Genomic DNA, 19,969 nt, shown 5'->3' with positions numbered 1-19,969 from the left:
AGCCGCCGTTCAGGATTCAGGCGTTTCCTCGTGGGAGTGTCCAGAGGGTGACGACCGGTTGCCGGGCCGAGCAGCCGGGACGCACGTCCTCGGACACCGCAACCGCCCGCGGACGGCCGGGTGGTGCGAGAGTGGAGACCTCATCAGGGGGTGAGCCGATGTCCATGAGCGCGGAGTGCGAGAACGGCTGGCACAAGAGGTGCCCGGCGAACGGGAGGGTGGACCACACGTGTTCGTGCGCGTGCCACTGGGACGACGACGACGAGCCACGCGACTGACCCGCCCCGGTCCCTGGCGAGGCGTCCCTCAGGCCGTCACGGCGATCCCCGCCGCCACGGCTGAGACCGCAGCGACGAGCCAGAAGAGGGCCGCGTAGCCTCCGAGCGGTCCCGCGAGGGCGGCTCCGACCCACGGCGCCAGCGCTCCGGCGATGGTGACGGGGGCGGCCAGGATCGCGGTCAGTCGTCCGTAGGCGGAGGTGCCCCAGCGGTCCGTGACGGCGGTCGCCTGCAGGAGGGTGAGGTTGCCACGGACCGTTCCGGCGCCCACGGTCACGAGGGTGACGAGCCAGAGCGGACCGGCCAGCGACGCGAGGAGCGCCGTCGTCACGGCCCCGGCGAGGATGAGCACGGCGGTCCGCGCACGGACTGTGGTGCGCGCCGCCAGAGATCTGTAGAGCATGCGGCCCAGGGTCTGGCCCAGACCCCCGAGCCCGAGCGCCCACGCAGCCTGGGCCGTCGAGGCCCCGCGCTCGGTGAGCAACGGAATCAGCCCGAACACGACGGCGTACATGGCGAACCCGGACAGCGCGAGGGCGACCGCGAGCTGGAGGAAGGGCCTGCTCCTGGTGATCGCGCGAGCGTCAGGCACGGCGTCGACCGGCCCCGCCGCCACGTCGGGGTCGTGCGGTGGCCAGGGGCCCCGGAGACCCACGGCGTGCAGGGGTGCAGCCGTGAGCAGGACGATGCACGCCAGCACCAGAGTGGCCTCACGCCAGCCGAGGTGCTCGGTGAGGGTCGCCGTGATCGGGGCGAACACGGTGCTGGCGAGGCCGCCGGCAAGGGTGAGGACGGTCAGAGCGCGGACCCGGTCACGGCCGTACCAGCGCGTGAGTGCGGCGAAGGCGGGCTGGTAGAAGGTCGCTGCCATCGCGGCACCGGCCAGGACCCAGCCGACCGTGAAGACGGCGACGTCGGCGGCGGTGGCGATGATCGCCAACGCTGCCGCACCGATCAGCGAGCCTGCCGTCATGACCCGACGTGGTCCTGACGTGTCGACAAGCCGTCCGACCGGGAGGCCGACGAGCGCGGAGACCACGAGTGCGGCGGAGAAGGCCGCGGTGGTGGTCGTCGCGGACCATCCGGTGTCCCGGGTGAGGGCGGGCAGCATGACGGGGAAGGCGTAGTAGAGCACGCCCCAGCCGACGACCTGGGTGACGCACAGGGCCGGGAGTGCCCAGGTGGGACGGTGGGGGACGCCGGACGGCACGGCGACGGCGACGCCAGCACTGGGCCCCGACGTCTCCGTGGTCACCGGGCTCACCGGGCTCACCGGGCTCACCGGGCTCACCGGGCCGTCGTCGCCGGCGAGTGGGGTCAGCACCCGGTGGGTCCGCACGCTCCCCCGCTGCTGGACGGGGCACCGATCTGGACGAGCTGCGGGACGGCGGGAGCGCAACACCCGCCGACTGCTTCGCCGTCGGCGCCCGTCGTGGTGGCGTCCGGGTCGTCGAACAGGCCCGCCCCGCCGCAGACCCCGGTCTCGGGAAGCGTGAGCTCGACCCGGGAGGCGGACTCGTGGTCACCGGCCAGCGCGGCCGCCACGGAGCGGACCTGCTCGTAACCGGTGAGCGCCAGGAAGGTCGGCGCGCGGCCGTAGGCCTTCATCCCGACGACGTAGACGCCCTGCTCGTCATGGGCGAGCTCGCCGGCGCCGTGCGGGTAGACGGTGCCGCACGAGTGGACGTTGGGGTCGATGAGCGGCGCGAGCCCGATGGGCGCCTCGAGCCGGTCGTCGAGGCGTAGGCGCAGCTCCGACATGATCGTGTGGTCCGGACGGAACCCCGTGAGGCCGACGACCTCGTCCAGCCCGTCGACACGTCGCCCGTCCTCGCCCACCAGCGCCAACGTGCCACTGCCCGTGCACTCGACAGCCTGCGTCCGGAACCCGGTGACCACCTCGATGTGTCCCGCCGTGACGGCGTCGCGTGCGCGCAGGCCGAGAGCGCCGCGGGCCGGGAGCTGGTCCGCGTCGCCGCCGCCGAAGGCGTTGCCGACCGCTCCCCGGCGCAGGACCCATACGGCCTTCGTGCCCGGCACCTTCTCGGCGAGCGAGGCCAAGGCGACCAGGGCCGTCAGGGCGGAGTGGCCCGAGCCGACGACGGCTGTCCGCTTGCCGCCGAAACGGGCCACGTCGTCGGCGGTGCTGACGTCGGGGACGCGGTAGGCGACGTGGGCTGCCACGTCGGGCTCGCGCTCGCCGTCTGCCGCGTAGCCGTCGCTGCCGAGCGGGTTCGGGAGCGTCCACGTGCCGGAGGCGTCCACGACGGCACTGGCCGTGACGCGGCGGGCGCGACCGTCGGCGTCCCTCACGTGGACGGTGAACGGCTGGTCCTCGCGACCGGAGTCGACGACGCGGTCTCGCCCCTGCCGGGCGACCCCGGTGACGGTGGCCCCGTAGTGGACGTGTTCGCCGAGAGCGTCGGCCAGTGGTCGGAGGTACTCATCCACCCACTCGGCGCCGGTCGGGTAGTGACTCGCGTCGGGCTCGACCCAGCCATGGCCGGAGAGCAGCTGCCGAGCGGCCGGGTCGACGAGCTCGGACCAGCGGGAGAAGAGCCGCACGTGGCCCCATGAGGCCACGGAGGCGCCCGCGCGGTCGCCGCGCTCCAGCACCATCGGCTCGAGCCCCCGCTCGAGAAGGTGCGCCGCGGCGGCCAGACCGATCGGGCCGGCGCCGATGACGACGGTGGGTGGCTGTGGGGCGTCGTGGTTCATGGGTACCTCCGCGGTCTCGAGCATTGATTCGATCATTGTCGATATCGTATCCTTGCCCGCGGGTTCGACGAATGTCAAGATAGACACATGTCGAATCAGCAGACCGCACCCGCGCCACTCCCCCTGCTGGCGGTGCCGTGCTGCCCGCCGGTCACCCGCGCCGCCCTCAGCCAGTCCGACGCCGAGGTCATGGCCGGCATGTTCAAGGCCCTGGGCGACCCCGTACGCCTACGACTGTTCTCCAACATCGCCTCCGCCGAGGGCGGCGAGGCCTGTGTCTGCGACATCCAGGACGTCGGGGTCTCGCAGCCGACCGTCTCGCACCATCTGAGGAAGCTGCGCGAAGCGGGCCTTCTCGAGTCCGAGCGGCGCGGGAGCTGGGTGTACTACCAGGTGGCACCGGACGTCCTTGCCGCCATGGCCCGGCTGCTCGCGCCGGCCGGCCGCTGAGCCGCGCTCTGGCGAGAGCCGTCACGTCGCACGCTCGTCACGGCTGGACGGTCCCGGGACGCCACGCCTCCACCGCGAGCCGCCTGCGGTGGAACCCGTCGTGCCGACTGCCCGGGCGTACACGTCGCCCAGCGTCATCGTGTCGCTGACGTGCCGGTCCCGTCCCACCGGGAGGTGCATGCTCCGACCGAGCGCTTCGGTCGACTCGGCATCGAGCCGGCGGGCAGGGTCGATCGTCTCGACGCCGAGGGTCAGGCGTTGACCGGGGTGACGTCGAGGGACTCGAGCAGGCCGAGGACGCGCTGCCTGATCTCGTCGCGGATGGGGCGCACCGCCTCGACACCCTTGCCTGCGGGGTCGGCGAGCTCCCAGTCCTCGTAGCGCTTGCCCGGAAAGATCGGGCACGTGTCGCCGCACCCCATGGTGATGACGACGTCGGACTCCTTGACCGCCTCGGTCGTGAGGATCTTGGGGCTCTGGGCAGTGATGTCGATGCCCTCCTCGGCCATGGCGGCGACGGCGGAGGGGTTGACCTGGTCGGCGGGTGCGGATCCCGCGGAGCGGACCTCGACAGCGCCGCCGGAGAGGTGGGCGAGGTAGGCGGCAGCCATCTGGGAGCGGCCGGCGTTGTGGATGCAGACGAACAGGACGGAGGGCTTGTCTGTCATGAGTACTCCTGGGGGTCGAGGGTCGGGAGGGTCAGATTCCGAGGTCGCGCAGCAGCCGGGTGACACGAGCCTGGATGTCGTCGCGGATGTCGCGGACGGTCTCGAGGGGCTGGCCGGCAGGGTCGGCGACGTCCCAGTCCTCGTAGCGCTTTCCGGGAAGGATCGGGCAGGCGTCGCCGCAGCCCATCGTGATGACGACGTCGGCGGCGCGCACGACGTCGTTCGTCAGCGGCTTCGGGTAGGCCTCGGAGAGGTCGATCCCGCGCTCCTCGAGGACGGCGACCGCGGCGGCGCTGACCTCACCGACGGGGGCTGAGCCAGCCGAGCGGACGTGGACGCGACCGCCGGACAGGTGCTGGGCCAGCGCTGCGGCGATCTGGGACCGTCCGGCGTTGTGGACGCAGACGAAGAGCAGCTCGGGGACCTGCTTGGTGATCCGGCCCTCGGCCTGCGCCGCCGCCGTCAGCTGGGTGGTGGCGTACCTCGCGGTGAGGATCGGCAGGTAGGTGGGGATCCTGGAGACGGGCTCGAGCGCCGCTCGAGCCTCTGCGACGGCCTGCGCCACCGACTCCTCGGAGAAGACCCCGTCGTAGGTGTAGGTCAGGTCCTCGATGATCCGGTCGTAGTCGGGTCCGCCGGCGGTCGTGTCACTGCGCATCGATCAACGTGCCTTCCGTGAGGGGACGGGTGAGCTCGGACAGCGCTGCGGCGCCGACAGGTTCGCGGGTCAGCAGCGGCAGGACGGCCACGCGTCGGGACAGCTCCCTCACGCTGGTGAGCGGCTCCGCCTCGGCGTGGGCGCGGGCCTGCAGGAACGGCGCGCTCGGCGCTGCTGCGGTCAGGCTGCCGTTGACGACCCAGGCCCAGGGGGTGATGCCGGCCCGGGCGAGGTCGTGCTGCAGCTCTTCGGCCTCGAGCACGGGGGTCGTCTCGGGAAGGGTGACGATGACGACCTTGGTCTGTGCCGGGTCCTGCAGCCGCATGAGCGGGGTCACGAAGTGTGCACCCTCGCTCATCTGACGGGTGATCTCACGGTGGTACGAACCGGTCGCGTCGAGCAGGAGCAGGGTGTGTCCGGTCGGCGCGGTGTCGAGGACGACGAACTGCTTCCGAGCCCGGAACACGACGTGGGAGAACTGCTGGAAGACGGCGACCTCGTCGGTGCACGGCGACTTGAGGTCCTCGGCCAGGACGGCCCGGCCTGCGTCGTCCAGGGCCTTGCCCTTGCCGGCCATGACCCGCTCGCGATACCCCTCGATCGCCACCTGCGGATCGATGCGCTCGACCGTGAGGTGAGGTGCCTCGGCCTGGAGGGTCTCGTTCAGGTGCGCCGCCGGGTCGGTCGTCGTGAGCAGCACCTCATGGCCTCGTGAGGCGAGTTCGAGGGCGACGGCAGCCGCGACCGTCGTCTTGCCGACGCCGCCCTTGCCCATGCACATGACGAGCCCGTGCCCGCCGGCCTCCAGCTCATCGACGAGACCACGCAGATCCGTGAATCCGCCCGGGAGCGAAGCGATCTCACCGGCAGGATCCGGGAGCGACGAAGCCTCGGGCTCGAGCAGCGCCCGGAGGGCAGGCACGCCGACGGTGTTGACGGCCAGCAGCGGCAGGGTGGTCCGGGGCAGCGCGGCCAGGGCGTCCGGGGCGGCGGCGAGAGCGGATTCCTCACGCGAGCGCACCGCGCGGGCCAGCTCGTCCCCCGGGGCGCTGGTGACGGCATGGGCCGGCATGACGCCGTTGACGACGAGGTGGGCGTTCGTCATGCCCAGCTCGCTCAGCTCCTCGTACGTCCTCGCGGCCTCACGGAGAGAGGACCGTTGCGGCCGGGTCACGAGGACCAGGCGCGTACGCGTCGGGTCCGTCAGCGCGGCCAGTGCTCCGGCGTAGTCGTGGCGCAGCCGGTCAAGACCCGCCACCGGCCCGAGGCACGACACGTCGCCCTTGCCGTCGGACAGGTAGGTGGTCCACTCGCCCGGCAGCCGCAGCAGGCGCACGGTGTGGCCCGTCGGTGCGGTGTCGAACAGCACGTGGTCGTAGGCCGCTGTCGCCGTCTGGTCCGCCAGCAGCGACGTGAACTCGTTGAAGGAGGCGATCTCCGTGGTGCACGCCCCGGACAGCTGTTCCGTCATCGCCGAGATCTCCGCCGCCGGCAGGAGGTCGCGCACCGGGTCGATGATCGTGGCACGGTAGGCGTCGGCCGCCTGCTGCGGGTCGATCTCGAGCGCGTCCAGGCCCGGGACGGTCGGCACCGGCGTGATCGTGTTGCCGACGCGGACCCCGAAGACCTGCCCGACGTTCGAGGCGGGGTCGGTGCTCGTCAGCAGGACCCGCTTGCCGTGCCCTACGAGACGTATCGCGGTCGCGCACGCCAGCGAGGTCTTGCCGACGCCGCCCTTCCCGGTGAAGAAGAGGAACCGCGGCAGGTCGTCGAGGAAGGGCAGAGCGAGCATCAGCAGCAGCAACCCTTCGGGGCGTCGGCCGCGGGGGCGGCTGCGACGGCTGCGCGGTCCGAGGGGCAGCAGAGGGCCGGCTCGTGGACGTGGACCTCAGCCATGGCGGGACCCTGCCTGAGGTGACGCGAGTGGCGCGCTCGGACTGCCGGGCCGAGCCGTGAACCGCTTGCGCAGGGCGAGGCTGACGTAGACGAGGGCGACGAGCGCCGGCACCTCGATGAGCGGGCCGACGACGCCGGCGAGGGCCTGGCCCGAGGTGGCGCCGAAGGTCGCGATGGCGACGGCGATCGCGAGCTCGAAGTTGTTGCCCGCTGCGGTGAAGGCCAGGGTCGCCGTGCGCTCGTAGCCGAGCCCGAGGCTCGCTCCGAGCCCGAACCCGCCGCCCCACATGACGGCGAAGTAGACGAGCAGCGGGAGCGCGATGCGCGCGACGTCGAGCGGCCGCGAGGTGATCGCCTCACCCTGCAGGGCGAAGAGGATGACGATGGTGAAGAGCAGCCCGTAGAGAGCCCAGGGAGCAACCCGTGGGATGAACGTCGTCTCGTACCAGACTCGTCCGCGGCGCTTCTCGCCGATGCGCCGTGACAGGTAGCCGGCCAGGAGCGGCACGCCGAGGAAGATGAGCACCGACCGGGCGATGTCCCACGTCGACGCGTCGATGCCGGTCTGCTCGAGGCCGAGCCACCCGGGCAGGACCGAGAGGTAGAACCAGCCGAGGCCGGCGAAGGCGACGACCTGGAAGACGGAGTTGAGCGCGACGAGCACCGCGGCGGCCTCACGGTCACCGCACGCGAGGTCGTTCCAGATGATGACCATCGCGATGCAGCGCGCGAGACCGACGACGATGAGGCCGGTGCGGTAGGCCGGCAGGTCCGGCAGGAAGATCCAGGCCAGGGCGAACATCAGGGCCGGCCCGAGGACCCAGTTGAGGAACAGGGAGCTCAGCAGGAGCCGCTTGTCGCCGGTCACCGAGTCGAGCCGGTCGTAGCGCACCTTCGCAAGGACGGGATACATCATGACGAGCAGGCCGAGCGCGATCGGGAGCGAGACCCCGTCGACCTCGACCCGCGCGAGCCCGTCGCCGAGCCCGGGGACGAGGCGCCCGAGGAGCAGGCCGGCCAGCATCGCGAGACCGATCCACACCGGCAGGAAGCGGTCGAGCGTCGAGAGCTTCGCCGCCACCGGGTCGTGGCGTGACGGCGTCTCCGTGACGGAGGGGCTGGTTCGGTTGGTCACCGGTGTCCTTCGAACGCTGGGACGGTCGCAGCTCAGCTGCATCGACAGTGGTCGATACTCCAACGTTGGCAGTCACATCAGCATGTGTCAATATGGATCATCGTCGATGCCGGTGAACGGAGGGTGAACCCGTGAGCGTGACCACGCTGAGCACGACCCCGCAGGAGGTGTCCGCGTGCGGCACCGCCCCCGTCGACGTCCTCGACCGCGCGGAGGCCGACCGCCGGGCCGCCCTGCTCAAGGCCCTCGCCGACCCCGTGCGCCTCCAGCTGCTCAGCATCATCGGCGCCTCTCCCGGCCGCGAGGCGTGCGTGTGCGACATGACGGAGGCGGTGCAGGTGTCTCAGCCGACCGTCAGCCACCACCTCAAGACCCTCGTCGACGCGGGCATCCTCACCCGCCAGCGGCGGGGCAGCTGGGCCTGGTTCCGGCTCGACGACGAGCAGCTCGCCGCCGTGCGCGGCTTCCTCGGCTAGCGCGGCCGACCGCCCCTCACATCTCCTCGTGGGTGTCGGGGTCACCGCCGAAGAGCCGCCCGTCGTCGCGCGCCAGCGCCGAGATCGCACTGACCTCGTCCGGGCTCAGCTCGAAACCGAAGACGTCGAGGTTGGCGCGCTGCCGCTCGGGGTCCGACGACTTCGGCAGCGGCACGACGCCGAGCTGCACGTGCCAGCGCAGGATCGCCTGGGCCGGCGTGACGCCGTGCGCCTCCGCGGCGGCGGCCACCGGGTCGGCGCCGAAGGGGGCGTTGCGCTTGCCGAGCGGGCTCCACGCCTCGGTGACGATCCCGAGCCGCTCGTGGACCGCGCGCAGACGCTCCTGCGGGAAGAGCGGGTGCAGCTCGACCTGGTTGAGCACCGGCGTGACGCCCGTCGCCTCGATGACGTCGGCGAGGTGCTGCTCGGTGAAGTTGCTGACGCCGACGGACCGCACGAGCCCGCGCTCGCGGCACTCGACGAGCGCCCGGTAGGCGTCGACGTAGAGCCCCACGCTCGGGTTGGGCCAGTGGATGACGGCGACGTCCACCTGCTCGAGACCGAGGCGCTCGAGCGAGCCCTCCACCGAGGCGATGGCACGGTCGTGGGCGTGGTCCCGGCCCGGCACCTTCGTCTGGACGACGATCTCGTCGCGGGGCACACCGGACCGGCGGATCGCCTCGCCGACCTCCGCCTCGTTGCCGTAGTTCACTGCCGTGTCGAGCAGCCGGTAGCCGGCCTCGAGCGCCGACACGATGGCGCGTACGCCGTCCTCTCCCGTGAGCGGGTACGTGCCGAAGCCGATGGCGGGGAGCGTCGTGCCGTCGCCGAGGGTGCGTGTCGGAACCTGGGTCATGGGTCCCAACCTAGGCACTCGGCGTGCCGGGGGCGAGAGCCGGCCGAGGGACGAGCCGGTCAGCGCCGGCCCGCTCAGCCGCCGCCGGAGCGGGTTCGTGCGCGCCCCCGGACGCGGGCCGGTCGCCTCTGGGGGATGATCGGGAGCGACCCCGGTGACCGCGCGGGGACGTCGACGACGAGGAGGGCGACCCACCCATGGCGCAGGACCGCGGACGCTTCCCACGCTCCGTCTTCGACCACGGCGAGGACCCGGACCCCCGCTTCAGTCTCGCCAACGAGCGCACGTTCCTCGCCTGGATCCGGACCGGACTGGCCTTCGTCGCGGCTGGGCTCGCCGTCGAGGCCCTCCAGGTGCCGCTGACCGAGTGGCTCCGCGTGACGATCTCGCTCCTGCTCGTCCTCGCCGGGATCGCCGCCACGGCGCAGGCCTGGCTCTCGTGGGTGCGCACCGAGCGCGCCATGCGGCGCCTCGCCCCGCTGCCGTCGTCTGGTCTCAAGCTGCCCATCGCGCTGCTGCTCGGGCTCGTCGCCCTCGCCGTCGTCGTCGGCCTGCTGCTGTGAACCCGCCGGCCGACCCCGGGCTGCAGGCCGAGCGCACCTCGCTCGCCTGGCGCCGCACGGCACTCTCCGTGGCGGTCGGCTCGCTCATCGCGCTGCGGGTGCTCCCCCCGCAGCTCGGACCACTCGGGTATGCCCTCGCCGTGCTCGGCCTGCTCTGGAGCCTCGACCTCGCACTGACGGCGCGACGCCGCTACCGCGACGCGAGCCACCTCGTGCGCACCCGTGACGACCTCGACGGTCGTGCGGTGGCCGCGTCCGCGCTCGCGAGGACGGCCGTGGCCGCCGGGGTCCTCGCGGTCGTGGCCCTCGTCCTCGTCGTCGTCATCGCGAGCCGCTGACGGCGACGACCCCGCATGCAGTGTCCCCTCCGACACACGACATACGGGGTCGGCGACGTCAGGGAGCGGTCTGGACCGCCGGTCGCCCGGCGACCTCGCGGTCACCGGATCCGCCTGTGGGACGGAGCTTCTCACCCTCGATGTCGACGTTGGGCATCGCGCGGTCGAGCCACCGGGGCAGCCACCACGCCCTGTCGCCGAGGAACGACATGACGGCCGGGACGAGCGACAGGCGCACGACGAAGGCATCGACAGCGACACCGAATGCGAGGGCGAAGCCCATCGACTTGATGATCGGGTCCTCGACGAGGACGAAGCCGGCGAAGACCGACATCATGATGAGCGCCGCGGCGACGACGACCCGCGCGCCGTGGCCGACACCCGCGACGACCGCCTCGCGCGCGGTCTCGCCGTGCACGAAGTCCTCGCGCATCCGGGAGACGAGGAAGACCTCGTAGTCCATGGCCAGGCCGAAGAGGATGCCGATGAGCAGGATCGGCAGGAAGCTGACGAGCGGCCCGGCGGTGTCGAGCCCGACGAGCGAGGACAGCCAGCCCCACTGGAAGATCGCGACGGTCGCCCCGAACGCGGCGCCGATCGTCAGGAGGAAGCCGAGCGTCGCCTTGAGGGGCACGAGCAGCGACCGGAACATCAGCATGAGCAGCACGAATCCGAGCCCGACGACGACGAGCAGGTAGACGGGCAGCGCCGCGGACAGCTTGTCGGACACGTCGACGCCGACGGCCGTGACACCGGTGACCGAGATCTCCGCCCCGGTCGCACCGGACGTCGCCGCGAGCGCCGAGCGCAGGTCGCGGACGAGGTCGAAGGTGGCCTCGTCCGTCGGTCCCGACTTCGGGATGACGGCGAGGATCGTCGTGCGCCCGTCGGCGCTCGTCTGCCCGGGTGCGACGGCGAGCACGTCGGACAGACCGGTGGCCGCCTTCGCGGCACCGGCGGTCGCCTGCTGCGCCTGCTGCTCGGTGTCGCCGTGGACGACCATGACGAGCCGGCCGTTGAACCCCTCGCCGAAGCCCTCCGAGATGAGGTCGTACGCGATGCGCTTGCTGCTCGTGGCCGGCGCGGTGCCGTCGTCCGGCAGGGCGAGACGCATGTCGGCGGCGGGCAGGGCGACCGCGCCGAGGACGACGATGCCGGTGAGGAGCACCGGCACCCGGTGGCGGACCGTGAAGCGCCCCCAGGCGAACCCGCGGTTGCCGGCCTGCTCGTCGAGGTCGGTGCCGGTCCCGTTGGCCTGACGCTGGCGGCGCGAGAGGACCCGGTCGCCGGCGAAACCGAGCAGGGCCGGGAGCAGCGTCACCGCCACGAGGACGGCGACGAGGACGGTCCCGGCGGCGGCGAGACCCATCGCCGTGAGGAACGGGATGCCGACGACCGACAGGCCAGCGAGGGCGATGATCACCGTCAGGCCGGCGAAGACGACGGCGGTGCCCGCCGTGCCCACGGCCCGCCCGGCGGCCTCCTGGTGGTCGAGGCCGAGGGCGAGGTTGTGCCGGTAGCGCGAGGTGATGAAGAGCGAGTAGTCGATGCCGACGGCCAGGCCCAGCATGAGCGCGAGGACCGGTGTCACGCTGGAGAGCTCGACGGCGTGCCCGACGATGAGCAGGCCGATCATGCCGACGCCGACGCCGATGAGCGCGTTGACCATCGTCATGCCGGCCGCGACGAGCGAGCCGAACGTGATGACGAGGACGACGAGCGCGACGAGCACACCGAGGCCCTCGGTCGACCCGATCTCCGGGGTCGCGAGCAGGGGCTCGCCACCCGCGGCCACGGCCCACCCGCTGGGGGCATCGTCGCCGAGCGCCTCGTAGGCAGAGCGCTGCTCGGCGGTCAGCTCGTCGGCCGTGCGGTCGAACTGCACCGTGACGAGGCCGTAGCGGCCGTCCGGGCTCAGGGCCTTGGTGTCGAAGGGGCTGAGCGCGCCGACGACACCCGGGACCTTCGCGGCCCGCGCGACGACGTCGTCGACGACGGCCTTGCCGGCCGGGGCGACGACGGTCTGGCCCTGCGGGGCGCGGACGACGACGGTGCCCGAGGCCCCGCTCGCCTGCGGGAACTCCTTGGCCAGCGCCTCGAGGGCCCGCTGGGACTCCGTGCCGGGGATCGTGACGCTCGAGGTCGGGGCGCTGCCCAGGGTCAGCAGCACGCCGGCGAGCACGGCGAGCAGGACGAACCAGGCGGACGTGACGACGCCGCGGCGACCGAACGCGAAGCGTCCGATCCGGTAGAGCAGGGTGGCCATCGGGTGACTCCAGGGGGCTCGAGGCAGGGGTTCGGTGGGCCGGGCGTCGCTGACCAGCGCCTCTCAAGTTAACCGATCGGCTAAGTCGAGGACAAGCCGATCGGCTAACTCCGCTAGGGTGACGGCCACCACGCCACCCGCCCGACGGGACGCCGACCCGCGAACCGCGGCACACGGCATACGACACCGCGTGGACGACCGACGAGGAGGCGACCGTGGCACGACCCCAGGCCCCGCGGGGCCACGGCCGCCGACGCGTCATCGACGCCGCCGTCGAGCTCTTCGCCGAGCACGGCGTCACCGGGACGTCGCTGCAGATGATCGCCGACCACCTCGGGGTCACCAAGGCGGCCGTCTACTACCAGTTCCACGCCAAGGAGGACATCGTCCTCGCCGTCCTCGAGGAGGCCCTCGTCGACATGACGGCCTTCGTGACGGCCGCGGAGGCGGAGGCGACCCCCGACGCAGCCGCGACGGCCGCGCTCCGGGGACTCGTCGACCTCATGATCGGTCACCGCCAGGTCGTCGCCGCCCTCATGCGCGACCCTGCGGTCGAGCGCATCATGGCCGGCCACGACGACCTCAACTCGCTCATCGGCCGGCTGACCGCGCTGCTCCTCGGCCCCGCGCCGGACCTGCGCCGGCGCATCGCCGTCTCCGTCGTCGGCGCCGGCGTCGCCCAGGCCGGCATCGACCCGATGCTCGCCGACGTCGACGACGAGACGCTGCGCGCCGAGCTGCTCCGGCTCGGGCCCGCGATGCTCCCGCGCGACTGAGGTCGCCTCAGAGATCGCGTCAGAGGTCGCTGAGGTCGACCGAGGTCAGGCCCCAGATGACGAGCACGTCGAGGGCGATGATGATGATCCCCCAGAGCGGGTAGTACGGCAGCCACAGGAAGTTCGCGAGCGCCGACAGCACGGCGAGGGCGACGCCGACCGAGCGGGCCAGCAGGTTGCCGGTGAAGATGAAGCCGCCCGCGACGGCCGCCGCCAGGCCGATGACCATGTGCAACCACCCCCAGGCGGTCGCGTTGAAGGTGAAGACGTAGCTCGGCGTGGTGACGTAGAACTCGGGACCGTTGACGACGGCGATGAGTCCCTCGACGAACTGGAACACGCCGACGACGAGCATGATCGTCGCGGCGAACGTGCTCGCCCCGGCGGCCCAGAGCGTGCGTGCGCGGTGGGTGGGGGCGGTGGGGCTGGCGCCGGCCATGGCGGCCTCCGTTCAGGTGGTTCTGGCTGTCAGGGATGGATCGGATGGTGCTGGTGCTGCTGCTCGCTCAGGCGAAGACCCCCTCGCGGAACTCCTCGCGCAGCCGGACCGCGTCCTGGATGGCGTGCATCTGCTCGTCGGTGCACGTCAGGTCGTAGACGTCGCGGATGAACTCGGGCAGGTCGGCGCGGTAGTCGTGGGCCCACGCCCTGAACTCGCCCGGCAGCTGCGCGTTCTTCATGTCGATGAGCGTCTGGAAGAACGTCGTGACGGGTCGCCACCGCATCCCCGCGGGTATGCCGCGTGGTGACCGCAGCGGCACGTCCTCGCGGCGTGGCCGGTCGGGTCCCAGCCAGGCGGGCCTGCGGTTGAGCAGGTCGAGGCCGAACTTCGTCACGCCGTCGTTGTCGTGGCTGAGCAGCACGTAGCGCAGCCGGTCCCGGACGTCCTGGCCCAGGGCGACGAGCTGCTCGTGGTCGTTGACGACCGTGACGAGGCTCGCGTCGACGTCGGGACGCGGTGCGCCGGTCACCTCGTGCATCCACTTGCTGCCGCCGGGGGTTCCGATCCACAGGGCCCGGTCGATGCCGAGCGCCTGCGGGCCGAGGGTTCCCCAGCCGAGCAGCACGTCCTGGCTCGTGTGCGCCCCGAGCGACTCCCCGAAGAGCACGACCTCGGGCCGCTCGTCCGGCGCCATGGCACGCACCCGCTGGAGGATGCGCAGCCAGAGCAGCCGGTTCTGCTCGCGGGCGTCGCGGACCTTGCCGAGCGACAGCGGCGACGGGCGCTTGGAGTACTGCATCGTGACGCTCGCGACGTCGCCGCGGGTGAGGTACTGCGCGGCGGCGATCGCGACGTAGTTGACGTAGCCCGTCCCGGTGGGCGACACGAGCATGAGCAGCGAGCGCGACCACGCGTCGGTGCGGTCCATCTCGGCGATGGCGAGCTCGACGCGCTCGGTGGGGCTCGGCGCACTGTCGAGGCCGACGAAGACCTGCACGGGGTGGGCGCGGGCGGCCTCGCCCATGACGGTCGCGATCGACAGGTCCGGCGGGGTCCTGCCGTCGGGCAGCGGTAGGGGGTTCGGGACGGGTGCCGGGCGCACGTAGGTGACGGCGTGCCGCCGGCCCTCCCGTCCCAGGGAGTCCCACGAGACGAGGCTGGCGGGGTCGCCGCTCGTCATCGGGTCGGTCCACACGCCGGGCGCAGCCCGCATCCACGGGTCCACCGTCGTCGTCACGGCCTCGATGCGCTGCATGACCCGGGTCCAGAGCGCGCTGACGGCGAAGCCCGCGCCGGCCATGAAGGCCGCGTGCGAGGCCAGTTGCCAGGCGAGCCCGGAGCCGGGCGCCCGTCCGGGGGCGAGCCGGCGCACCTGCTCGGCGGTCCATCGCTCGGCCCAGCTTGCGCCGTAGAGCACGGCGAGGACCGCGCCACCGGCGGCGAGCCCACGGAGGGTGGGCACGTCGTCGACGGTGTCGAGCCCCACCTCCGAGCCGGACTCGCGCCGGGCCCGCTCGATGAGCGCCGACGTGGCCAGACCCACGGGGATCGACAGCGGCAGGGCGGCGAGACGTCCGTCCGCACCGACCGCGCGGTCGAGCCGGCGCACCCCGGCCGTCGCTCCGATGAGCACCGACCCGGACAGGCCCGTGGCGCCCATCCGCCACGCTCCCTGGCGCAGGACCCCGTCCTTCGCCGTCGCGACGCCACGCCGGTCGAGGTAGGCGGCGAGACCCAGCCCCAGCGGCGCCATGACGAGCTCGCACCCCAGGGCGGCCGCCGACCGGCGGCGCTCGTCGGACCAGCCGTCCGGGAAGACGGGCCACGTCGCTGCGGCGTTCGCCACGACGTCGATGACGTCCTGCGAGGAGATGGCGATGAGGTAGTGGGCCCCCGTCGACAGTCCGGTGATGATCCCCTGGTCCTGCCAGGAGCGCTTCGACAACGACGGCGCGAGCGTCGACGGCGTGACGAAGGAGGCCATGACGAGGCCGACCTTCTGCCCGGTGTGGACGAAGTCCGACTGCTCCATGAGCCCTCCCGGCGCTGGACCGGCTGGGGGTGGACCCGACGTCACACCCGCCCCACCTTCGAGCATGGTCACGTCGGGACGCCGTGCGCTCACCCCTCCAGGGTGATCTTCGGGCGCTGCGCGAGGCCGTCGGCCCGCAAGGGTGCCCACCGGGCGTCAGGCGTGAGCATCATGGATCCATGACTGCGAACGTCGAGGTCGACCCGCCCACCGCTCCGACCTCCGCGCCGTCGTCGGCGCTGACCCATCTCGAGTCCGCGGACGGCCGGTCCTTCGTCGCGCGCGGGCCCGCGGGCGAACGCCCGCTGCCGGGTGACTACCTCGAGCTCGAGGGCGAGGACGGCATCCTCGCCTTCGTCGAGGAGGTCGCCGGCGAGGCGTCGGGCTCCGGCTTCGCCGCCACGGGGACCCTGGTCCACGTCGGGGGCGGCTCGGGCGGCTCGGGGCGAGCAACCGACTCCCCCTGGCACGACGTCCCGGTCCGACCGACCCGACCCGACACCGTGCAGCGGCTGCTCTCGGGCGCGGATCCCGTCCTGCACCTCGGACACCTCGCCGGCCAGGACTCGGTGGGCGTCGCGCTCGTGCCCAACCGCCTCAACCGGCACACGTTCTGGTGCGGGCAGAGCGGGTCGGGCAAGACGTACGCCCTCGGCGTCCTGCTCGAGCGCATCCTGCTGACGACCCGTCTCCCCATGGTCGTCTTCGACCCCAACAGCGACTTCGTGCGCCTGCACGAGCAGGCCGTCCAGGCCGACGCCGCGGATGCCGAGCAGGCGCAGGCGCTCCGGGACCGGGAGGTCGTCGTGCTGCGGCCCGACGACGAGGAGAACCCCCTGCGGGTGCGCTTCACCGAGCTCACGTCGCGGGCCAAGGCCGCCGTCCTGCGCCTCGACCCGGTCATCGACCGAGCCGAGTACAACGCGCTGCTGCGCCTCTTCGGCGGCGACTTCCAGACCGTGGACGCGGGGCAGATCGTCCCCTACATGCGCTCTCTCGGGGATCCGGACGCCGAGGCGCTGGCCCAGCGCCTGGAGAACCTCGGCCTCACCGAGTGGACGCGGACCTGGGCGTTCGGCGCGACGGCCGTCACCGAGGTCATCGCCCGGCGACCGGCCGCGACGGTGGTCGACCTCGGCGGCTACGACCGGCACGAGGAGCAGCTCACCGTCGCGTTGGCCGTGCTCGATGACCTGTGGGCGCGCCGGGCCGAGCGGCGCCCGCTGCTCATCGTCGTCGACGAGGCGCACAACCTCTGCCCGCCCGACCCCGAGACGCCGCTCGGCGTGGCGGTGCGCGACCGGCTCATCCAGATCGCGGCGGAGGGCCGCAAGTACGGCCTCTGGCTGCTCCTGTCGACCCAGCGCCCCTCGAAGGTGCACCCGGGCATCGTGTCGCAGTGCGACAACCTGACGCTGATGCGGATGAACTCGCGCGACGACCTCGACCAGCTCGCCTCGGTCTTCGGCTTCGTGCCCCGCGGCCTGCTCGCCCAGGCAGCCCGCTTCCGGCAGGGCGAGGCGCTGCTGGCGGGCGGGTTCGTGCCGATGCCGAGCGTGGTGCAGGTCCGTGGACGCATCACCCCGCAGGGCGGCACCGACGTCCCGGTGCCGATGCCCTGACCGGCTCGGACCTCCGGGGCCGTCCCGGGCTCAGGCGTCCGGGGGGAAGGCGATGGCCTCTCCCTCGATGCGCAGGCGCAGCTCGGTGCCCTTGGCGGCGATGAACGCGTTGGAGTGGCGGATGCTGATGATCTCGCCCTCGCGCGCGAGCGCCGAGGTCTCGCAACCCGGTTCGCGGCCCGAGGTCAGCTCGAGACGAACGGTGCTCTCGGGACCGAAGTAGTCGGTGTCGACGACGACGCCGCGGATCGGGCCGTGCTCGTCGACGCGGATCTGCTCCGGCCGCAGCATGAGCTGGACCCGACCGCGCAGCGACGTCGGCGCGAGCGGGACGGCGCCGAGGGAGCAGGTGGCGGTGTCGCCGTCCACCCACGCCTCGAGCATGACCGCGTCACCGAGGAACTCGGCCGTGGCGCGGTCGACCGGTCGCGTGTAGACCTCGAGCGGGCGGTCGACCTGCGCGAGCAGACCGTCGCGCATCACGGCGACCTGGTCGGCGAAGCTCAGCGCCTCGGCCTGGTCATGGGTGACGAGGACCGTCGTGATGCCGGCGTCGTGCAGCACCTTGGCCACGGTGCGCCGCGTCGCGACCCGCAGGCCCGCATCGAGGGCCGAGAAGGACTCGTCGAGGAGCATGAGCTCGGGCTCGCGGGCGAGGGCCCGCGCGAGCGCCACCCGCTGCTGCTGCCCGCCCGAGATCTCGTGCGGTCGCCGCGCCGCGAGCGCGCTGTCGAGCGAGACCATCTCGAGCAGCTCGGCGACGCGAGCCCGCACCGCCTTGCGGCCGCCGGTCAGCTCCGAGGCGTCGATGCCGAAGGAGATGTTCTGGCCGACCGTCAGGTGCGGGAAGAGGGCGCCGTCCTGGGCGACGTAGCCGACGTCGCGGTGGTGGGCGGGCACCCAGGCGTCCTCGCTCGCGAGGACGCGCCCGCTCAGGGTGACCGAGCCCGCGTCGGCGCGCTCGAAGCCGGCGATGAGCCGCAGCAGGGTCGTCTTGCCCGAGCCCGACGGCCCGACGATGGCCGTCGTGCTCCCCGGGTCGACCGACAGGGTGACGCCGCGCAGCACCTGCTGCGGGCCGAAGCTCTTCGTCAGTCCACCGACCTCGAGGCGGCCCCGGGCCGACGGGTCGTGGTAGTCGACCGGCGGGTGCACGGAGGTCGACGGAGGTGTCGTGGTCATTGTCCGGCCGCTTTCTTCGACTGCTGGAAGAGCAGGTAGGTCATGGGCGCCGAGAGCACGACCATGAGCAGGGCGTACGGCGCGGCCCCGGCGTAGTCGATCTCGCTGCTCTTGGCCCAGAACTCCGTCGCGAGGGTGGTGGTGCCGTTCGGGGCGAGCAGCAGGGTCGCCGTCAGCTCGTTGACGATGGCGAGGAAGACCAGGGCCGCTCCCCCGGCCGCGGCCGGTGCCGTGAGCCGAAGCGTGACCCGGACGAAGGCCGCGAAGGGCCGTACGCCGAGGGCCTGCGCGGCCTCCTCGAGCTCCCGCGGTGCCTGCGCGAGCCCCGAGCGGAGGCTGACGAGGCTGCGCGGCAGGAAGAGCAGGACGTAGGCCGCGACGAGGACGACGGCCGTCTGGTAGAAGGCCGGCAGGAAGCGGATGCTCACGGTGACGAAGGCGAGGCCGACGACGATGCCCGGCATCGAGCTCGTGATGTAGTTGGACAGCTCGAGCGAGCGGGTGAACCAGCTGGGCCGCCGCACGGCGAGGAAGGCCATCGGAAAGGCGACGAGCGTCGTCGCCGCCGCCCCGGCCGCGCCGTAGACCAGCGTCTGGAGCAGGGCCGGGACGAGCTCGTCGGGGGCCCAGATCTCCGAGCCGCCGAGCACGACCCACCGGAGGACGAACCACATCGGCACCCCGACGGCGAGCACGACGAGCAGCAGGAGCGCGAGCTGGGCCGGCACGTGGAGCCGGCGGAGCGGCATACGCCCCGGGGCAGCCTGCCCGCCGGAGCCGACGCGGGCGTAGCGCGCGGTGCCGCGGGTGCGGACCTCGGCGACGAGCAGCAGGAGGCACAGGACGACGAGGACGCTGGCGAGCATGTTGCCGGCCGCGCCGTTGAAGGTGGACTGGTACTGCACCATGATCGCCGTCGTGAAGGTGTCGAAGCGGATCATCGCGAAGGCGCCGTACTCGGCGAGCAGGTGCAGGCCGACGAGCAGCGCGCCCCCGGTCATCGCGAGCCGCAGCTGCGGCAGCACGACCCTGCGGAAGACCTGCCACGGGCCGAGCCCGAGCGCGGCTGCCGACTCCTCGAGCGCCGGGTCGAGGCGGCTCAGGGTCGCCGCGGCCGGGATGTAGACGAGCGGGAAGTACGACAGCACCGAGATGAGCACCCCCGACCAGAGACCCGCGAGGGACGGCACGGCCGACACCCAGCCGTAGCTGTTGACGAACGCAGGGATGGCGAGCGGCGCGGCGAGCGCGAGGGCCCAGAACCTGTTGCCGCGCAAGGCGGTCCGCTCGACGAGCCAGGCGCCACCGACGCCGAGGACGAGGCACAGCGGCACCGACACCGCCATGAGCAGGATGGTGTTGATCAGCAGCTCACCGACGCGGGCGCGGAAGATCAGCCCGACCGCGGTGTCCCAGCCGGTGGCGACCGTCATCGCGATGACGTAGCCGAGGGGCACGAGCGAGAAGAGCGCGATGAGCACGGCGATGACCGCCAGGGCAGACGGTCGCCGACGCCCGGACGCCGGGCCCGGGCGGGTGCCCGGGCCCGGCGTGCGGGCCGTGCCGGTGCCGGTCGCGCGGTGTGCGCCCGGAGCGGTGAGGTCGGTGGTCAC

18 protein-coding genes are annotated in these 19,969 nt (G+C 72.6%); 6 read left to right on the top strand and 12 right to left on the bottom strand.

Annotated features, from left to right (window positions below):
• Window positions 1-306 precede the first annotated feature (306 nt).
• Both ACSQ2D_RS04715 and ACSQ2D_RS04710 read right to left on the bottom strand, forming a co-directional pair.
• Complete coding sequence (locus ACSQ2D_RS04715; protein WP_435984860.1) at window positions 307-1,602, bottom strand: MFS transporter; 1,296 nt, start codon at window positions 1,600-1,602, stop codon at window positions 307-309.
• Complete coding sequence (locus ACSQ2D_RS04710) at window positions 1,596-3,032, bottom strand: FAD-dependent oxidoreductase (protein WP_435984859.1); 1,437 nt, start codon at window positions 3,030-3,032, stop codon at window positions 1,596-1,598. Before ACSQ2D_RS04710 ends, ACSQ2D_RS04715 begins: the two co-directional genes overlap by 7 nt.
• Window positions 3,033-3,083: 51 nt before the next feature.
• Here ACSQ2D_RS04710 and ACSQ2D_RS04705 point away from each other — a divergent pair, with 51 nt between their 5' ends.
• Window positions 3,084-3,446 (top strand): ArsR/SmtB family transcription factor, encoded by a 363-nt coding sequence (locus ACSQ2D_RS04705; protein WP_435984858.1) that lies wholly within the window; start codon window positions 3,084-3,086, stop codon window positions 3,444-3,446.
• Window positions 3,447-3,697: 251 nt separating this feature from the next.
• Here ACSQ2D_RS04705 and ACSQ2D_RS04700 read toward each other — a convergent pair whose 3' ends face one another.
• From ACSQ2D_RS04700 to arsB, 4 genes are all read right to left on the bottom strand, one after another.
• Entirely contained in the window at window positions 3,698-4,114 is a 417-nt protein-coding gene (locus ACSQ2D_RS04700) for an arsenate reductase ArsC (RefSeq protein ID WP_435984857.1), read from the bottom strand.
• A 31-nt stretch (window positions 4,115-4,145) separates the two neighbouring features.
• On the bottom strand, window positions 4,146-4,772 hold the full coding sequence (locus ACSQ2D_RS04695; protein WP_435984856.1) for an arsenate reductase ArsC: 627 nt from the start codon (window positions 4,770-4,772) through the stop codon (window positions 4,146-4,148).
• Entirely contained in the window at window positions 4,762-6,564 is a 1,803-nt protein-coding gene (gene arsA / locus ACSQ2D_RS04690; RefSeq protein WP_435984855.1) for an arsenical pump-driving ATPase, read from the bottom strand. The genes ACSQ2D_RS04695 and arsA overlap by 11 nt, the downstream gene beginning before the upstream one ends.
• A gap of 96 nt (window positions 6,565-6,660) precedes the next feature.
• A complete protein-coding gene (gene arsB / locus ACSQ2D_RS04685) occupies window positions 6,661-7,749 on the bottom strand; it encodes an ACR3 family arsenite efflux transporter (RefSeq protein WP_435987815.1) in 1,089 nt (362 codons plus the stop codon).
• Window positions 7,750-7,934: 185 nt separating this feature from the next.
• Between arsB and ACSQ2D_RS04680 the strand changes: the two genes are divergently transcribed.
• Window positions 7,935-8,279, top strand: a complete 345-nt coding sequence (locus ACSQ2D_RS04680) for an ArsR/SmtB family transcription factor (RefSeq protein WP_435984854.1) — start codon at window positions 7,935-7,937, stop codon at window positions 8,277-8,279.
• 16 nt (window positions 8,280-8,295) lie between these two features.
• On the opposite strand, the gene ACSQ2D_RS04675 is transcribed toward ACSQ2D_RS04680, so the two are convergent.
• A complete protein-coding gene (locus ACSQ2D_RS04675; protein WP_435984853.1) occupies window positions 8,296-9,135 on the bottom strand; it encodes an aldo/keto reductase in 840 nt (279 codons plus the stop codon).
• 197 nt (window positions 9,136-9,332) lie between these two features.
• On the opposite strand from ACSQ2D_RS04675, the gene ACSQ2D_RS04670 reads away from it, so the two are divergent.
• Together ACSQ2D_RS04670 and ACSQ2D_RS04665 are read left to right on the top strand one after the other, a co-directional pair.
• On the top strand, window positions 9,333-9,698 hold the full coding sequence (locus ACSQ2D_RS04670) for a YidH family protein (protein ID WP_435984852.1): 366 nt from the start codon (window positions 9,333-9,335) through the stop codon (window positions 9,696-9,698).
• Window positions 9,695-10,036 carry a DUF202 domain-containing protein gene (locus ACSQ2D_RS04665; RefSeq protein WP_435984851.1) on the top strand — a complete coding sequence of 114 codons (342 nt, stop codon included), beginning with the start codon at window positions 9,695-9,697 and terminating at the stop codon, window positions 10,034-10,036. The genes ACSQ2D_RS04670 and ACSQ2D_RS04665 overlap by 4 nt, the downstream gene beginning before the upstream one ends.
• Before the next feature lie 58 nt (window positions 10,037-10,094).
• Here ACSQ2D_RS04665 and ACSQ2D_RS04660 read toward each other — a convergent pair whose 3' ends face one another.
• A complete protein-coding gene (locus tag ACSQ2D_RS04660; protein ID WP_435984850.1) occupies window positions 10,095-12,302 on the bottom strand; it encodes an MMPL family transporter in 2,208 nt (735 codons plus the stop codon).
• A 215-nt stretch (window positions 12,303-12,517) separates the two neighbouring features.
• Between ACSQ2D_RS04660 and ACSQ2D_RS04655 the strand changes: the two genes are divergently transcribed.
• Window positions 12,518-13,078 carry a TetR family transcriptional regulator gene (locus ACSQ2D_RS04655; RefSeq protein ID WP_435984849.1) on the top strand — a complete coding sequence of 187 codons (561 nt, stop codon included), beginning with the start codon at window positions 12,518-12,520 and terminating at the stop codon, window positions 13,076-13,078.
• 19 nt (window positions 13,079-13,097) lie between these two features.
• Here the strand turns inward: ACSQ2D_RS04655 and ACSQ2D_RS04650 are convergent, their stop codons facing one another.
• Both ACSQ2D_RS04650 and ACSQ2D_RS04645 read right to left on the bottom strand, forming a co-directional pair.
• Entirely contained in the window at window positions 13,098-13,517 is a 420-nt protein-coding gene (locus tag ACSQ2D_RS04650) for a DUF7144 family membrane protein (RefSeq protein WP_435984848.1), read from the bottom strand.
• 67 nt (window positions 13,518-13,584) lie between these two features.
• On the bottom strand, window positions 13,585-15,552 hold the full coding sequence (locus ACSQ2D_RS04645) for an alpha/beta-hydrolase family protein (protein WP_435984847.1): 1,968 nt from the start codon (window positions 15,550-15,552) through the stop codon (window positions 13,585-13,587).
• A 179-nt stretch (window positions 15,553-15,731) separates the two neighbouring features.
• Here ACSQ2D_RS04645 and ACSQ2D_RS04640 point away from each other — a divergent pair, with 179 nt between their 5' ends.
• Window positions 15,732-17,174: an ATP-binding protein gene (locus ACSQ2D_RS04640; protein ID WP_435984846.1), complete on the top strand. Its 1,443-nt coding sequence runs from the start codon at window positions 15,732-15,734 to the stop codon at window positions 17,172-17,174.
• 30 nt (window positions 17,175-17,204) lie between these two features.
• Here ACSQ2D_RS04640 and ACSQ2D_RS04635 read toward each other — a convergent pair whose 3' ends face one another.
• Entirely contained in the window at window positions 17,205-18,356 is a 1,152-nt protein-coding gene (locus ACSQ2D_RS04635) for an ABC transporter ATP-binding protein (protein ID WP_435984845.1), read from the bottom strand.
• Window positions 18,353-19,969, bottom strand: a complete 1,617-nt coding sequence (locus tag ACSQ2D_RS04630) for an ABC transporter permease (RefSeq protein ID WP_435984844.1) — start codon at window positions 19,967-19,969, stop codon at window positions 18,353-18,355. The genes ACSQ2D_RS04635 and ACSQ2D_RS04630 overlap by 4 nt, the downstream gene beginning before the upstream one ends.

It is taken from the genome of Terrabacter sp. LjRoot27 (assembly GCF_964254175.1).
Classification (GTDB): Bacteria; Actinomycetota; Actinomycetes; order Actinomycetales; family Dermatophilaceae; genus Terrabacter.
Note: the sequence above shows the minus strand (reverse complement) of the source record. Positions and strands in the feature narration are given on the sequence as shown.

Excerpts from the sequence above, each read along its gene's own strand:
- ACSQ2D_RS04710 (WP_435984859.1), bottom strand. The coding sequence starts at position 3,032 with ATGATCGAATCAATGCTCGAGACCGCGGAGGTACCCATGAACCACGAC.
- ACSQ2D_RS04705 (WP_435984858.1), top strand. The coding sequence starts at position 3,084 with ATGTCGAATCAGCAGACCGCACCCGCGCCACTCCCCCTGCTGGCGGTG.
- ACSQ2D_RS04700 (WP_435984857.1), bottom strand. The coding sequence starts at position 4,114 with ATGACAGACAAGCCCTCCGTCCTGTTCGTCTGCATCCACAACGCCGGC.
- ACSQ2D_RS04695 (WP_435984856.1), bottom strand. The coding sequence starts at position 4,772 with ATGCGCAGTGACACGACCGCCGGCGGACCCGACTACGACCGGATCATC.
- arsA (WP_435984855.1), bottom strand. The coding sequence starts at position 6,564 with ATGCTCGCTCTGCCCTTCCTCGACGACCTGCCGCGGTTCCTCTTCTTC.
- ACSQ2D_RS04675 (WP_435984853.1), bottom strand. The coding sequence starts at position 9,135 with ATGACCCAGGTTCCGACACGCACCCTCGGCGACGGCACGACGCTCCCC.
- ACSQ2D_RS04670 (WP_435984852.1), top strand. The coding sequence starts at position 9,333 with ATGGCGCAGGACCGCGGACGCTTCCCACGCTCCGTCTTCGACCACGGC.
- ACSQ2D_RS04660 (WP_435984850.1), bottom strand. The coding sequence starts at position 12,302 with ATGGCCACCCTGCTCTACCGGATCGGACGCTTCGCGTTCGGTCGCCGC.
- ACSQ2D_RS04650 (WP_435984848.1), bottom strand. The coding sequence starts at position 13,517 with ATGGCCGGCGCCAGCCCCACCGCCCCCACCCACCGCGCACGCACGCTC.
- ACSQ2D_RS04645 (WP_435984847.1), bottom strand. The coding sequence starts at position 15,552 with ATGGAGCAGTCGGACTTCGTCCACACCGGGCAGAAGGTCGGCCTCGTC.
- ACSQ2D_RS04640 (WP_435984846.1), top strand. The coding sequence starts at position 15,732 with ATGACTGCGAACGTCGAGGTCGACCCGCCCACCGCTCCGACCTCCGCG.
- ACSQ2D_RS04635 (WP_435984845.1), bottom strand. The coding sequence starts at position 18,356 with ATGACCACGACACCTCCGTCGACCTCCGTGCACCCGCCGGTCGACTAC.